This is a genomic window from Streptomyces sp. MnatMP-M17, from assembly GCF_900091995.1.
Lineage (GTDB): Bacteria > Actinomycetota > Actinomycetes > Streptomycetales > Streptomycetaceae > Streptomyces.
The window spans coordinates 1-14,796 of the sequence record NZ_FMDK01000264.1; the positions used below are offsets into that span (position 1 = coordinate 1).

Consider the following 14,796-nt stretch of genomic DNA (forward strand, 5'->3'; position numbering starts at 1 on the left):
GCGGCGGTCGTCGTGCCGCGGAGCACGCGCCGCACGGGCATTGCGGCCGGCCCGCGCGCCACGTGAGGTCCTGGATGCGTGCGTGGTGCCGGTGGTGTCCGGTGTGAGCGGAGCGTCCGGGGCAGGAGGTGTGTCCCAGGCGTGGCGAGCCGTCATGACAGCCTCCTCAGGGACACCAGATCGGCCAGTTCACGGTCGGTCAGCTCGGTCAGGGCCGCCTCGCCCGAGCCGAGGACGGCATCGGCCAGCGCCCGTTTGGACATCAGCATCTCGGCGATCCGGTCCTCGACCGTGCCCTCCGCGATCAGCCGGTGGACCTGGACGGGCTGGGTCTGGCCGATACGGTACGCGCGGTCCGTCGCCTGCTCCTCCACGGCCGGATTCCACCAGCGGTCGAAGTGGACGACATGCCCGGCCCTGGTGAGATTGAGACCGGTGCCCGCGGCCTTGAGGGAGAGGACGAAGACCGGGATCTCGCCGGACTGGAACCGGTCCACCATGCGCTCGCGCTCGGCCACGGGAGTACCGCCGTGGAGGAGCTGGGACGGGACGGCGCGGGAGGCGAGATGGGCGGAGAGCAGCCGCGCCATCGAGACGTACTGCGTGAAGACCAGCACCGAGCCGTCCTCCGTGAGGATCGTGTCCAGCAGTTCGTCCAGGAGGGCGAGCTTGCCTGAGCGGCCGGTCAGCCGGGCCGCGTCCTCCTTCAGATACTGCGCGGGATGGTTGCAGATCTGTTTGAGCGCGGTGAGCAGCTTCATCACAAGACCGCGGCGTGCGATGCCCTCCGCCTCCTCGATGGCCGCCATCGTCTCGCGGACGACCGCCTCGTAGAGCGAGGCCTGTTCCCGGGTGAGGGCGACGGGATGATCGCTCTCCGTCTTGGGCGGCAGCTCGGGCACGATGCCGGGGTCGGATTTCTTTCTGCGCAGCAGGAAGGGCCGTACGAGCCGCGACAGACGCTCCACCGCGTCCGCGTTCTCCACATCCTTGACGCCGGCGCTCTTCGCGTTCTCGATGTTCTCCACAATTCTGGCGTGCCGCGACCGGAACGCCTTGAGCGGTCCGAGCAGACCGGGAGTGGTCCAGTCGAGCAGCGCCCACAGTTCGGAGAGATTGTTCTCCACGGGAGTGCCGGTCAGCGCGATCCTGGCGGGCGACGGAATCGTACGGAGCGCCTTGGCGGTGGACGAGAACGGGTTCTTGACATGCTGGGCCTCGTCGGCGACAACCATCCCCCAGGTGTGCCCGGCCAGCGCGTCGGCGCTGCCGCGCATCGTGCCGTAGGTGGTCAGCACGAAGCCGCCCGCCACATCGTCCAGGCTGCGTCCCGCGCCGTGGAAGCGGTGCACGGGCACCCCTGGCGCGAAGCGGTTGATCTCCCGCTGCCAGTTGCCGAGGAGGGAGGCAGGGCAGACGACCAGCGTGGGGTCCTTATGGGCCCGGTGAAGATGCAGGGCGATGACCGTGACCGTCTTGCCGAGGCCCATGTCGTCCGCCAGGCAGCCGCCGAGGCCGAGCGAGGTCATCAGATCCAGCCAGGCGAGACCGCGTAGCTGGTAGTCGCGGAGTGTGGCGGCGAGGGCCGGTGGCTGAGGGACCGTGCCGTGGTCTCCGATGAGCCGGTCGCGCAGGGCCGCCAGCGCGCCCGTCGGGACGGCCTCCACCGTCTCGCCGTCCACCTCGGCGGTACCGGTGAGGGCGACAGCCAGCGCGTCGACCGGCTCCAGCAGCCCCAGCTCACGCTTGCGCGCCTTACGGACGAGCGCGGGATCCACCACCACCCACTGGTCGCGCAGCCGCACGATCGGGCGGTGCGACTCGGCGAGCGCGTCCATCTCCGCCTCGCTGAGCGGATCGCCGTTGAGCGCCAACTGCCAGTTGAACTTGAGCAGTTCCTCACTGTCGAAGAACGGTGAGCCGTCCGTGGCCGAACCGGGCGCGGGACGCACGACCGCGGCGGCCGTGAGCGTACGGGCCAGCTCCCTGGGCCAGTGGACGGCGACGCCCGCCGCCGCGAGACGGGCGGCCCCCGGGCCGAGCAGGTCGTACAGCTCGTCCTCGGAGAGCGCCAGCGCGTCCGGGACATCGCGCTCCAGCAGTCGGGCGAGCGGCGTCCAGACGCGCGCGGCACGGCGGAGGGCGAGCATCGCGTCGATCCGGGCGCGCGGACCGAAGCTCTCGTCGCCGGCGCCCCCCCAGAGCCCGGCCGCGTCGATGACCAGCGTCGGGTCGGCCAGGCTGTGGATCTGGACGAGGGCGGTCCCGGCCCGCCGTACGACACCGTCCTGCTCGGCGCCGGCGCGGACACCGGAATCGGAGCCCACACCTGCGCTCGTGCCGGAGCCCGAGCCCGCCCCCGAACCCGGGCCCGCGTCGACGTCCGCCTCCGTTCCCGCGCCCGCCTGGTCGAACAGGTCGAACGCGGAAAGATCCAGCCGCAGCGAGACCCGCACTCCCGCGTCCATACCTGCCGCCGCCTCCGCCGCCCACGTACGGGCGTGCGGCAGATGCTGGGCCGCTCGGGCCGCGAACGGCGCTCCCGCCGCGTACGCCGCTGCCGGGGTTCGCGGCAGAGAGTCGGCCACTGCGTCGAGGAACGCCCTCACCAGGGCTTCCGGATCGGGCAGTCGCAGCGGACTCGGCCCCGGGATCGGTACGGCGTGCGCCTCGGGAGGCATGGCCGCCGCGATGGCCCTCAACTGCGCGATGTCGTCGGCGTCGAGCGGGCCCGCCCGCCAGGCGTCATGGTCGGACGCGGTGAGACCTGGCAGCAGCCGGCCGCGCGCGACGAGCTGAAGCGCATGGAGCGCGGCGGCGCCCCAGCAGGCGGCGGCCGGATGGGCCGCCTTGTCGCGCCGGGCACGGACGAGCAGCGGAACGGCGTCCACGACGGACAGCACCACGGCGGGAACGGTCACCGTACGGACTCCGTCACCATGGCTCCGCACGACGGTCAGCTCCCCCGTACTGCCCGCCGTCCCGTCGTCCCCCGTACCGTCGTCCGCCGTCGCCAAGGGCAGCTCGCCCTCCGGAGCCCAGAAGGCCACTCGTCCCTCACGCGGCAGTCCTGCGGGCAGGAAGACGGCCGCACAGCGCGTGAGCCCGGCGGTCACCACGGAAGGCGTGGCATGCAGGGCCGGTTCTGCCAAGGTATGAACGAATTGCGCCACGACCGTCGGCTCCTTCCCGCGCAAGATCCGATTACCTCTGCGAGTCTAGGCGGGGGGTCTGACAGCCGGTCTCCGAGCGGCGTTTTCGCAGCCCAGGGAGGTAGGACGGAGCATCAGGAGGACGGGGAATCAGGCGCGCGGCTGGGTCGGCACGGGCTTCTGACTCGAGGATGCCTCACCGACCGGGCCGGGACCTGCTCCAGGCGGCGATGTCTCCAGCGGAGCTTCTGACTCCGGTTCTGCCTCGACGGCCGACGCATCGGACGCATCAGGCGCCTCGGAGCGCTCCGCGGACTCGGTCGGGATCCGCGGTTCCGTCCGCGCTCCTCCCAGAGCAGACGAAACCGCGGACGACACCGGGCCGCCCGAGACGGCCCTCGCGGCCTGCGCCGCCTCGGCCGGCGTGGCCCGCTCAAGGAAACGCAGCAGCTCGACCGGGAAGGGCAGCACGAGCGTCGAGTTCTTCTCGGCGGCGACCGCCACCACGGTCTGGAGCAGTCGCAACTGAAGCGCGGCGGGCTGTTCGGACATCTGCTTGGCCGCTTCCGCGAGCTTCTTCGACGCCTGCAACTCCGCGTCCGCGTTGATCACCCGCGCGCGGCGCTCACGGTCCGCCTCCGCCTGGCGCGCCATCGACCGCTTCATCGTCTCGGGCAGGGATACATCCTTGATCTCAACCCGGTCGATCTGTACGCCCCAGCCGATCGCCGGGCTGTCGATCATCAGTTCCAGACCCTGGTTCAGCTTCTCGCGATTGGACAGCAGATCGTCCAGATCGCTCTTTCCGATGATCGACCGCAGCGATGTCTGCGCCATCTGCGAGACCGCGAACCGGTAGTCCTCGACACGGATCACCGCGTCCGCCGCGTCCACGACCTTGAAGTAGATCACCGCGTCCACGCGGACGGTGACATTGTCCCGTGTGATGCCGTCCTGTGCGGGCACGGGCATCGTCACGATCTGCATATTGACTTTGTGCAGCCTGTCCACAAACGGGACGATCATCGTGAATCCGGGCCCTCGAACACCCTCGCGGAGCTGGCCCAGCCGTAGGACCACGCCTCGTTCGTACTGCTTGATGACCCGCGCGGCGGACATCCCGTACAACCCCAGGGCACATATCGCCGCTATGACCGCTATGACCAGTTCCTGGACCATGATGGGTCCCCTGACGCCGGAGCGAGGTGTTAATACCCACGGTATGCCCTGTATGACCCGACGGTCGAGAACCGGGAACAGGCTTCTACGGGCCAGTAGCCGACCTGGGCAGCGGAGCACCGACCGGCGACCGGCTACCACGGCCGGCCGCGCACCTCGTGCCGTGGCGCCGCGGATCCGGCAGTGTGACCAGCACCGGGCTTGCACCGGGCTTCTTCCGGCCGACCCCGACAAACCGACCCCCACCGCCGACCCACCGACCACCGACCACCGACGAGCCGACCAGGACCGCCCATGTCCGTGACCCATCACCGGCGCCGCCTCGGCATCGCCGCCGGGGCACTGTTCCTGTCCCTCTCCCTCGCGGGCTGCTCCGGCCTCGGCCGGAACGCGGTGGGCACCATCACCTACCGGACGGAACAGCATCACGAGGTCCAGGTGTCCAACCCACTGGTCAGAGGCTGCCACCGGCTGACCTCGCCCGGAGCCGTCGAGCTCACGAACCGTACGCTCGTCGACCTCATGATGTACCGGACAGCGAACTGCACCGGCGACCACACGACATATATCGCCACCACACTGACCGATGTGATCGCCCCGGACTCAGGTCCCTGGCACAGCTACAGCATCGTTCACTGACCGCGTACCCCATCGTCCGTCGACGGGTTTACTTCGGTATGGCCCGCACCCATGTACCGTCGTCCGTCAGATAGCGGTCGACCGCCAGTCCCGCCGCGTCCAGATACCCTTCAAAGGCCTCCTTCGTCAGCTCACGCGACCGGAACGTCTGCGTCCAGCGGGCGTCCGGGAATATGTACTCGGCGTGCACGGAGTCCACTCCGTCCCCGATGGGCTCGGAGGACACGATCCGTACGGTGTAACCGGCCGGATCCACCCGCTCCCGGGGCACCACGGTGTGCCAGTCGAGCCCTTCGCGCTGGATCAGTACGCAGCCGTCGTCGGCGACATGTCTGCGGCAGGTGCGCAGCAGGCCGTCCCGTATCTGGTGCTCGCCCGTGTGCACCAGATACGACGCGAGCATCACCACATCGAATGTCTCGTCCAGCTCCAGCGACTCGATCGGGCTCCGTACCGTCCGGGCGCCACGTATGTGCTCCAGCATCTCCGCGGACTCGTCCACGGCCGTCACGGCGAAGCCGCGCTCCACCAGCGGATGGGTCACCCGGCCCGCTCCGCAGCCCAGCTCCAGCAGCGAGGCGCCGGCGGGCACGGCTGCCGCGATCACCTCGGGCTCGGTGCCGACGGAGAGCCGGGAGTACAGATCGACGGCGCAGCCGTCCGGGGTGATGGCTCCCGGGCCGGTGCCTTGATGTCCTTGACGCATCGGTGCGCTCATGTTCCGGGAACGAGCGGCCTGTTGCACCGGTTCCCCGGTTCCACCCCACAGGTGACGAGACCTTCTTCGTTGACGAGCTTCGTTGGCGAGACATTCTTCGACATCGCTTGTCCCCGGGCCGGGTCGGGGACCGCGTGCGCGGGTACACACCGAGTGGGAGGTGCGAGAGCCATGCGCACCGGAAGTGAACCGGTCACCGCGCGCAGTCCGCTGCGTATGCGGCTCTGGTTGAGCGTCTGGGGCCTGATCTGGACCGGCCTCGGGACCGGCCTCTTCGCGGTCGCCGGGCGGACCGGATGGGCCGTCGCGTGCGGGGTGCTCTTCGTGATCGTCGCCACGGACCTGGTCCTGGTGGTGCGCCATATCCGTCAGGGCCCGCACTACCAGCCCGGTCGGAACATCCCGCCGTACGAGCCCGATCACGGGCCCGACGGTCGGCCCCAGGACTACGGCCACGACAGCCGCGCCCGGCACCGGGTGCCCGACAAGGGCTGGGGCGACGGCCCGGAGGACGGCACACACAGACCGTGACCCTCGGGTGACCCACGGGTGACCCACGGGTGACCCACTGCCTACCGCGAATGGCCGGTCGCCGCGCGGCCGGTTTCGTGGAGCCCGGCCCGGATACGCCCGGTCCCCGCCCCTGTACGACCCGTACTGATCAGCCGTCCGACGCCGATGCGTCGTCGTCGGCGCCGCCACGGATGTCGGAATCGAACTGCGCGGCCTTCAGATACTCCGGCTTGGGATCAAGCGCCGCCGCCAGCCGGAAGTGTCGTTTCGCTTGCTCGGGCCGCCCCGAGCGCTGAAACGTACGGGCCAGCGCGAAGTGCGCGAAGGCGTTGTCCGGCTCGCGCTCCAGCACCAGCTCGAATTCGAGTTCGGCCGGACGCAACTGCGCCGCCGCGAAGAACGCGCGGGCGCGCAGCAGCCGGGCCGCCGTGTTCTCCGGATGGGCGGCGATCACCGAGTCGAGCAGCTTCACGGCTCCCCGTGGATCACGTGCGGCCAGCAGATGCTCGGCCGCGCGATAGTCGATGATGTGGGTCTCCGGGCTCTCGGGCACGGTTCGCATCCTTCCCTGGCTGCGCGCTCTCAACGCCAGCGCGTCGGTCGCTCTTCGACACCCCGCATGTCACACCTCTGCATCTCACACCCCCGTGTTCCACCACTCTCACGCGGCCTCCGCGCAAGGCGCACGCCCGAGCACTCCCCCGCGCCCTCGCGCTCCCCCGCAAAGGACGCCCGGCCGTCGGTCAGCGGCCGTCGGTCAGCGGCCGGCCGCCGCGCGCTCGGTCAGTTCCTTCCACACCTCGCGAACCCGTGGTTCCAGCCGCTCCAGCGGACCGTCGTTGTCGATCACGACATCCGCGACCGCGCGGCGCTCCTCACGGGTCGCCTGCGCGGCCATCCGGTCGCGCGCCTCGGATTCCGCCATCCCCCGCTTCCGTACAAGCCGGTCGAGCTGCGTCTCGGGCGAGGCGTCGACCACGACCACCAGGTCGAACAGCCCGGTCATACCGTTCTCGACCAGCAGAGGTACATCGTGCACCACGATCGCGTCCGGCCCGGCCTCGCTCTCCAGCTCCGCCGAGCGGGCACGGACCAGCGGATGCACGATCGCGTTCAGCGCGCGCAGTCGGTCCTGGTCGGCGAAGACGATCGCGCCGAGCTTGGGCCGGTCCAGCCGGCCGTCCGCGGTGAGCACCTCCGGACCGAACTCCGCGACCACAGCCGCCAGCCCCGGCGTGCCCGGCTCCACCACCTCGCGCGCGATCCGGTCGGAATCGATCAGCACCGCTCCGTAACCGGTCAGCAGACGGGAGACCTCGCTCTTGCCCGCGCCGATCCCACCCGTGAGTCCCAATCTCACCATGCGCTCAGCCTAGGCCCTGTCCGGTCGGTCTTCGTGGGCCCGGAACGCCTGGCCGGACACCGAGCGGCCGCACGGCTCCAGCGGCTGCTGGACACCGTACGGCCGAAAGCGCTCAGGAGCACAAACGCTGAAACCCGGAGAACACGAGCACGAACGTGCGGAAGCACTCCAGGTCGCGGGCACCAGGGCAGTCAGATCACGCTCCGCCGCCCTCGCCCTCCCGCTCCGCGAGGAACCTCTCGAACTCCCGGCCGATCTCGTCCGCGGACGGCAGCTCCGTCGGTTCGGCGACCAGATTGCCGCGGGTCTCGGCGCCCGCGACGGCGTCGTACTGGTGCTCAAGTCCCTGGACCATCGAGACGAGTTCCTCGTCGCCCTCGCCGAGCTGACGCTCGATCTCGGTCTGGGTGCGCTGGGCCTCCGTACGGAGGGAGTGCGCGATGCTCGGCAGCACCAGCCCGGTCGCCGCCGTGATCGCCTCCAGCGCGGTCAGCGCCGCGTCCGGATACGAGGACCTGGCCACATAGTGCGGTACGTGCGCCGCGACACCGAGGACGTCGTGGTCCGACTCCATCAGCCGGTACTCGACGAGCGACTCGGCGCTGCCTGGCACCTGGGCCTCGTCGAAGGCGCTCCGATGCCCCGGCATGAGGTCGGTACGGTTGCCGTGCGGGGTGATACCGACCGGGCGGGTGTGCGGAACGCCCATCGGGATCCCGTGGAAGTTGACGGACAGACGCACGCCGAGACGGTCCACGATCTGCTGTACGGCGAGCGCGAACCGCTCCCACTCCACATCCGGCTCGGGCCCGGACAGCAGCAGGAACGGCGCACCGGTCGCGTCCTGTACGAGCCGCACGTCGAGCGTCGGCGTCTCGAAGGACGTCCAGCGGTCGCGCCGGAAGGTCAGCAGCGGACGCCGGGCGCGGTAGTCGACCAGCCTGTCGTGGTCGAATCGGGCCACCACCTGGTGCGGCAGCGACTCCAGCAGGTTCTCGACGATCTGGTCGCCGGTCTCACCCGCGTCGATATAGCCGTCGAAGTGGTACAGCATGACCAGGCCCGCCGACTCCTGTGCCAGCGCCATGTCGACGACGGCCAGGCCCTTGGGCTCCCATTCGTACAAACCCTGCGGATCAAGCACGATTACCGCTCCTCCTCGTGTTCATAACGAAGAACACGTCATGGGGCGCAGGCATTCCCCGCGCCCCATGTCACAAACGTCAGCCGTCAGGTGAGAACCCGTGTGTGCAGCGCCGTGACCGTCTTGCGTGCGGAGGTGAAGGCACCGTGCTGCCAGGCGTCGGCGTACGAGAGATGGTCGCCGGCGAAGTAGACATGCCCGGTGGGCTTGTTCAGCGGGTCGAACACGGGCGCGTCGGGCCCGCCGGACAGGGAGTGCCAGGCCGCCTCCAGATAGGGCGTCTGCCGCCAGTGGTGGGAGAAGGACGAGACCAGTTCACTGCGGTATTTCTCGCCATGGATCTTCACGCCCTGCGCCACGGCGCGCGCCTCGCGCTCGCGGGGTGTGAGCTGGGCGTACGAGTCGGCCGACGCGCCCGTGTTGTAGTACCCGACGATCACACCGCGCCGGCCGTGATGGCCGTAGGACGGATACCAGACATGGGCCAGATCGAGATCGGTCTCGGTGATGCCGCCGTAGATCCGGTGATCGCTCTCCCACCAGCGGCTGCGGTATTCGAGCCCGATCTTGCCTGCCGACGACGGCCGGCAGGCCTCCAGTGCCGTCTGTACGGCCGGGCCGAGATTGTGCGCGGTCTTGGCGAGGATGTTGGGCGGCAGCGCGGCGATGCAGTAGTCCGCGTCGATGGTGCGGACACGGCCGTCGCTGCGGTAGGTGACGGTCACGCCGTGCGCCGTGTCGGTGATCTTCTCGACGGCCGCACCGGTTCTGATCCGGTGCCCGCCTATCGCCTTGGTCAGCGCCGCCGGTATCCGGTCCATACCGCCGACGGGCTGGAACATCAGCATCGCCTGGTCATAGCCGAATTCGAACGAGAAGTAGCGCCCGACACCGCTGGCGAAGACCTCGGACGCCGAGGGCACCGGGCCCAGTTCGACGCCCGGAGTACCGGCCGCCCCCGGGTCCATGCTGTAGCCGCGGCGCTCGCTGCCGGTGTAGGTGAGTCTGGAGCCGATGTCCCCGAAGCCACGGAGGAATTCAAGCAGCCGCTCCTGGTCCTCGGCGGTGATCTCGCCGTCCAGCGCGCCCTTTCCCGCGGCCTTGGCGAGCAGTTCGGAGACATAGCCGTACACATCGGCCTTGGCGGTGCGGTAGCGCACCGGCGCGGTCATGCCGGTCTTCTCGTTGTAGATGTACGCGTTGGCGTTGGAGTTGGTGAACACCTCGACGGGAACGCCCAGTTCACGGCAGTAGTCCATGGTGACCATCCACTGCGGGATACGGGCGGGTCCCGCGTTCAGATACTGGCCGTCGCTGAACCGCGCCGTCTGGCGGTTGCCGTACAGATCGAGGTTCGAATCGCCGCCGCGCACGGTGAAGTTGCGCCCGCCGGTACGGTCCCGGGCCTCCAGGACCGTACAGTCGTAGCCGGCTTTGCCCAGTTCGTACGCGGCCGTCAGCCCGGCTATGCCGCCGCCGACGATGACGACTCTGGCCGCACCACGGCCCGTGAGGGTGAAGTCGCCCTTCCGGGGCGCGCGGAAGACGGGTTCGCGGCTCGCGGCCTCGGCGGTGGGAGCGAGGCCCAGGGCCCCCATGGTGGCGAGCATCGCTCCGGCTCCTCCGGAGATGCCCACCTGCTGCAGAAATCCGCGGCGCGTGGTGCCTGTGCCTGTGCCCGTCATGGTGTTCGGCGCGTGACTCATGTCCGTTACCCCTTCCGGTGTTCAGATGTGCCGGGATCTTGGCAACGGCTTGTTACGGCTCATCAGATGCGTGTGTGTCCCACGCGTTGCCCTCCGCTCACCGCCTCCTCCGCGCACAGGCACTGGCCTGGCTCGCACACAGGTATTGGTCTGGACCTTGACATGCCCAGATCCCATCCTTACCGTCACAGGACACCGAAGGTTCAGAAACACGATCAGTGTTCATGTATGAGAACTTCGCATCTACGGGAAGGCACCCCACATGCGCACCCGAACTCTGCTCCCGGCCCTGCTTGCCGGAGTGCTCGCCACCGGCGGACTGTCTCTGCTCGCCTCGCCGGCCGGAGCCGCCGGAGCCGCGGCGGTCATACAGGTGACCACGGCCACCGAACTCAAGGCGGCCCTCACCGCGGCCCGGCCCGGCGACACCATCCAGCTCGCCAACGGCACATACAAGGGCAACTTCAAGGCGACCACGCCCGGCACCTCAGGGTCGCGGATCACGCTGACCGGTTCGTCCGGCGCCGTCCTCACCACCGGCGGCGGCGGTTACGCCCTCCACCTCGACGGAGCCGCGTACTGGACCGTCAAGGGCATCACCCTCACCGACGCCCAGAAGGGCATCGTCGCGGACGCGGCCAACGGCGTAGTGATCGACTCCGTGACCGTGCACAACCTGGACATGGAGGGCGTGCACTTCCGTCAGTCCAGCAGCAACGGCATCCTCAGGAACTCGCGGATCTACGACACCGGCAACGACGGCCGTGGCATGGGCGAGGGCGTGTATGTCGGCACGGCCAACTCACTCTCCGACCGCAGCGACAACGTACAGATCCTCAACAACACCATCGGTCCGGACGTCGGCGGCGAGAACGTCGACATCAAGGAAGGCACCACCGGCGCGCGCATCATCGGCAACACCTTCGACGGCAACGGCCTCACCGGCGCCAACTACGACGACTCCTGGGTCGATGTAAAGGGCAACAACGTCCTGGTCGAGGGCAACACCGGCAAGAACACCACCAACAACGGCTACGAGACCCACACCCAGCAGAGCGGCTGGGGCTGCGGCACCGTCTTCCGCTCCAACAAGTCGGACCTCCGTGGCTCGACCGGCGCCAATCAGCTCGCCATCAATGTCACCAACAGCAGTTCGAGCTGCCGCACCACCGTCTACAGCAGCAACACCGTGACCGGCGGCAAGGGCCTGACCAATATCTCCGTCACTCCCTGACCGGCCCAATCCGGTCCGGACATGCGTAAGGCCCGCCCCCCCGAAGGGAGCGGGCCTTACCACATTCAGCTGTTCAGCTGGAGACCGGAGAGGCCGGAGCGTCAGCTCTGGCCGCCCGCCAGCTTCTCACGCAGGGCCGCCAGGGCCTCGTCCGACGCCAGGGCGCCGGAGTTGTCCGCGGACTCCGAGGAGTACGAGCCACCCGAGGCGGCCGGTGCACTGCCACCGCCGGCGGGAGCGGCAGCACCCTCGGCAGCAGCGGCCTCGTCGGCCTCGCGGGACTTGATGACCTGGGCCTGGTGCTGCTCGAAGCGCTGCTGCGCCTCGGCGTACTGGCCCTCCCACGCCTCGCGCTGGGTCTCGAAGCCTTCGAGCCAGTCGTTGGTCTCGGGGTCGAAGCCCTCGGGGTAGATGTAGTTGCCCTGGTCGTCGTAGGACGCGGCCATGCCGTAGAGCGTCGGGTCGAACTCGACCGAGGCCGGGTCGCTGCCGAAGGACTCGTTGGCCTGCTTCAGCGAGAGGCTGATGCGGCGGCGCTCCAGGTCGATGTCGATGACCTTGACGAAGATCTCGTCGTTGACCTGGACGACCTGCTCCGGGATCTCCACATGGCGCTCGGCCAGCTCGGAGATGTGCACCAGGCCCTCGATGCCCTCGTCGACGCGGACGAACGCACCGAACGGGACGAGCTTGGTGACCTTGCCCGGGACGACCTGACCGATCTGGTGGGTCCGGGCGAACTGCTGCCACGGGTCTTCCTGCGTCGCCTTGAGCGAGAGGGAGACACGCTCGCGGTCCATGTCCACGTCGAGCACCTCGACGGTGACTTCCTGACCGACCTCGACAACCTCGGAGGGGTGGTCGATGTGCTTCCAGGACAGCTCGGAGACGTGCACCAGACCGTCGACCCCGCCGAGGTCCACGAACGCACCGAAGTTGACGATCGAGGAGACGACGCCGGAGCGGACCTGGCCCTTCTGGAGGGTCGTGAGGAAGGTCTGACGGACCTCGCTCTGGGTCTGCTCCAGCCAGGCACGGCGGGACAGGACCACATTGTTGCGGTTCTTGTCCAGCTCGATGATCTTGGCCTCGAGCTCCTTGCCCACATAGGGCTGGAGGTCGCGGACGCGGCGCATCTCGACGAGGGAGGCCGGCAGGAAGCCACGGAGGCCGATGTCGAGGATGAGACCACCCTTGACCACCTCGATGACCGTACCGGTGACGATGCCGTCCTCTTCCTTGATCTTCTCGATCGTGCCCCAGGCGCGCTCGTACTGCGCGCGCTTCTTGGACAGGATGAGACGGCCTTCCTTGTCCTCCTTCTGGAGAACCAGGGCCTCGATCTCATCGCCCACGGCGACGACCTCGTTGGGGTCGACGTCATGCTTGATCGAAAGCTCGCGGGAGGGGATGACGCCTTCGGTCTTGTAACCGATGTCGAGCAGGACCTCGTCCCGGTCGACCTTCACGATGACGCCGTCGACGATGTCGCCGTCGTTGAAGTACTTGATCGTCTCGTCGATCGCGGCGAGGAAAGCTTCCTCGTTACCGATGTCGTTGACCGCAACCTGCGGGGTGGTGGCGGTGGTCTCGGTGCTGCTCGTCATGTGGGAAAGGGCTCCGGTACGGACAGTGAGTCGTAGGTACTGCCACGCCGTGAACCCGTATCGCCCCTGTACAAGCCGGACAGCCAAGGAAGCGCCGCCCGGAGAAAGGGAAGCGCCTCGACAACCGAGGAGACTTTCATACAGATGCGAGCGCGGCTGCTACGTCTGAGGCGCGCAGGCCCGCAGCGCAACCTTTAGCATACGGGGGCAGCCGGGCACGGTCAATGCGCGAAGGCGCACACCCGGGGCGGAACCTCACATACCCGGCACAATCCGCGTTTGATGAGGCCAGAACACTCGTCCGAGCTGCCCATCACCGCTACTGCCAGCACACTACGACGACGGACACGATGATCCAAGAGCATGAGCCCGAAGTGCCCCCGGAACCCATGGCACCACAGGATCCCGAGACGCCACAGGATCCCGGAGCTACACAGGAACCCGAGGCGACCCGCCGCGACAGCGGCTCCACGGAGAGCAGCCGGGCCAATCGCGGCTGGTGGGACCGGAACGCGGACGACTACCAGACCGAGCACGGCACCTTCCTCGGCGACGACCGTTTCGTCTGGGGCCCCGAGGGCCTCGACGAGGTCGAGGCCGGCCTGCTGGGCCCGCCGGAGTCGCTGCGCGGCCTGGATGTCCTGGAGATCGGCGCGGGAGCCGCCCAGTGTTCACGCTGGCTGGCCGGGCAGGGCGCGCGCCCGGTGGCGCTGGATCTCTCGCACCGTCAGCTCCAGCACGCGCTGCGTATCGCCGACGGCCGGTCCGTGACATTTCCGCTGGTGGAGGCGGACGCCGGGACGCTGCCCTTCCGGGACGGCTCCTTCGATCTGGCCTGCTCCGCCTATGGCGCGATGCCCTTCGTCGCCGATCCGGTGCGGGTGTTCCGTGAGGTACGGCGTGTCCTGCGTCCTGGCGGGCGCTGGGTCTTCTCCGTCACGCATCCGATCCGCTGGGCGTTTCCCGACGAGCCCGGGCCCGAGGGCCTGTCGGTGTCGGCCTCGTACTTCGACCGCACGCCCTATGTGGAGCAGGACGAGCAGGGACACGCGGTCTATGTGGAGCACCACCGCACGCTCGGCGACCGGATACGGGACGTGGTGGCGGGCGGCTTCCGGCTGGTCGATCTGGTGGAGCCGGAGTGGCCGGCCTGGAACACCCAGGAGTGGGGCGGCTGGTCACCACTGCGCGGAAATCTGATCCCTGGGACGGCGATCTTCGTCTGCGAACGGGACTGAGGCCCGCGAACGGACTGAAACGTACGGGCCTGATGGTACGTACGCCCAGGGGCCTGACGCGTACGACACTGAGCGGGTGATCCGCGACGACATCCTCGGCAGCCTGCCCGTACACACCGCCCTTCCCGCGCTGGAGCGGGCGCTCGACGGGCACGGCTGCGCGGTGCTGTGCGCACCGCCTGGCACGGGTAAGACGACGCTGGTGCCGCTGGCGCTTGCCGGGCTGCTCGGCGACGGTCCCGTACGGCGGGTGGTCGTCGCCGAACCGCGGCGGATCGCGGCGCGCGCGGCGGCCCGCCGGAT

12 protein-coding genes and 1 pseudogene are annotated in these 14,796 nt (G+C 68.9%); 5 read left to right on the forward strand and 8 right to left on the reverse strand.

Going from position 1 to position 14,796, the window contains the following annotated elements; translation table 11 throughout:
- Window positions 1-152: 152 nt before the first annotated feature.
- Both GA0115259_RS12560 and GA0115259_RS12565 read right to left on the reverse strand, forming a co-directional pair.
- On the reverse strand, window positions 153-3,116 hold the full coding sequence (locus GA0115259_RS12560; protein WP_093595279.1) for a DEAD/DEAH box helicase: 2,964 nt from the start codon (window positions 3,114-3,116) through the stop codon (window positions 153-155).
- Between the two features lie 186 nt (window positions 3,117-3,302).
- A complete protein-coding gene (locus GA0115259_RS12565; protein WP_093595251.1) occupies window positions 3,303-4,331 on the reverse strand; it encodes a slipin family protein in 1,029 nt (342 codons plus the stop codon).
- A gap of 294 nt (window positions 4,332-4,625) precedes the next feature.
- On the opposite strand from GA0115259_RS12565, the gene GA0115259_RS12570 reads away from it, so the two are divergent.
- Window positions 4,626-4,970 carry a hypothetical protein gene (locus GA0115259_RS12570; protein WP_093595254.1) on the forward strand — a complete coding sequence of 115 codons (345 nt, stop codon included), beginning with the start codon at window positions 4,626-4,628 and terminating at the stop codon, window positions 4,968-4,970.
- A gap of 28 nt (window positions 4,971-4,998) precedes the next feature.
- On the opposite strand, the gene GA0115259_RS12575 is transcribed toward GA0115259_RS12570, so the two are convergent.
- The gene (locus tag GA0115259_RS12575; protein WP_161230357.1) at window positions 4,999-5,676 is read right to left on the reverse strand and encodes a class I SAM-dependent methyltransferase; all 678 of its coding nucleotides are present in this window, start codon (window positions 5,674-5,676) and stop codon (window positions 4,999-5,001) included.
- Between the two features lie 183 nt (window positions 5,677-5,859).
- Here GA0115259_RS12575 and GA0115259_RS12580 point away from each other — a divergent pair.
- Window positions 5,860-6,126, forward strand: a pseudogene (locus tag GA0115259_RS12580) (DUF6343 family protein); the annotation flags it as partial.
- A gap of 223 nt (window positions 6,127-6,349) precedes the next feature.
- On the opposite strand, the gene GA0115259_RS12585 reads toward GA0115259_RS12580, so the two are convergent.
- From GA0115259_RS12585 to GA0115259_RS12600, 4 genes are all read right to left on the reverse strand, one after another.
- Window positions 6,350-6,754: a tetratricopeptide repeat protein gene (locus GA0115259_RS12585; RefSeq protein ID WP_093595260.1), complete on the reverse strand. Its 405-nt coding sequence runs from the start codon at window positions 6,752-6,754 to the stop codon at window positions 6,350-6,352.
- Window positions 6,755-6,958: 204 nt separating this feature from the next.
- Entirely contained in the window at window positions 6,959-7,564 is a 606-nt protein-coding gene (gene coaE / locus GA0115259_RS12590) for a dephospho-CoA kinase (RefSeq protein WP_093595263.1), read from the reverse strand.
- Between the two features lie 196 nt (window positions 7,565-7,760).
- Window positions 7,761-8,708, reverse strand: a complete 948-nt coding sequence (locus tag GA0115259_RS12595) for a PAC2 family protein (protein ID WP_093595266.1) — start codon at window positions 8,706-8,708, stop codon at window positions 7,761-7,763.
- 86 nt (window positions 8,709-8,794) lie between these two features.
- Window positions 8,795-10,318, reverse strand: a complete 1,524-nt coding sequence (locus GA0115259_RS12600) for a flavin monoamine oxidase family protein (RefSeq protein ID WP_093595282.1) — start codon at window positions 10,316-10,318, stop codon at window positions 8,795-8,797.
- 358 nt (window positions 10,319-10,676) lie between these two features.
- Between GA0115259_RS12600 and GA0115259_RS12605 the strand changes: the two genes are divergently transcribed.
- A complete protein-coding gene (locus GA0115259_RS12605; protein ID WP_093595269.1) occupies window positions 10,677-11,648 on the forward strand; it encodes a right-handed parallel beta-helix repeat-containing protein in 972 nt (323 codons plus the stop codon).
- A gap of 101 nt (window positions 11,649-11,749) precedes the next feature.
- Here the strand turns inward: GA0115259_RS12605 and rpsA are convergent, their stop codons facing one another.
- Window positions 11,750-13,255 carry a 30S ribosomal protein S1 gene (gene rpsA, locus GA0115259_RS12610; RefSeq protein WP_093595272.1) on the reverse strand — a complete coding sequence of 502 codons (1,506 nt, stop codon included), beginning with the start codon at window positions 13,253-13,255 and terminating at the stop codon, window positions 11,750-11,752.
- Window positions 13,256-13,644: 389 nt separating this feature from the next.
- Between rpsA and GA0115259_RS12615 the strand changes: the two genes are divergently transcribed.
- Together GA0115259_RS12615 and GA0115259_RS12620 are read left to right on the forward strand one after the other, a co-directional pair.
- Window positions 13,645-14,493 carry a class I SAM-dependent methyltransferase gene (locus tag GA0115259_RS12615; RefSeq protein WP_093595275.1) on the forward strand — a complete coding sequence of 283 codons (849 nt, stop codon included), beginning with the start codon at window positions 13,645-13,647 and terminating at the stop codon, window positions 14,491-14,493.
- Window positions 14,494-14,569: 76 nt separating this feature from the next.
- Window positions 14,570-14,796 (forward strand): hypothetical protein (locus GA0115259_RS12620; RefSeq protein ID WP_141716541.1); only part of this gene is annotated, 227 nt, incomplete at its 3' end.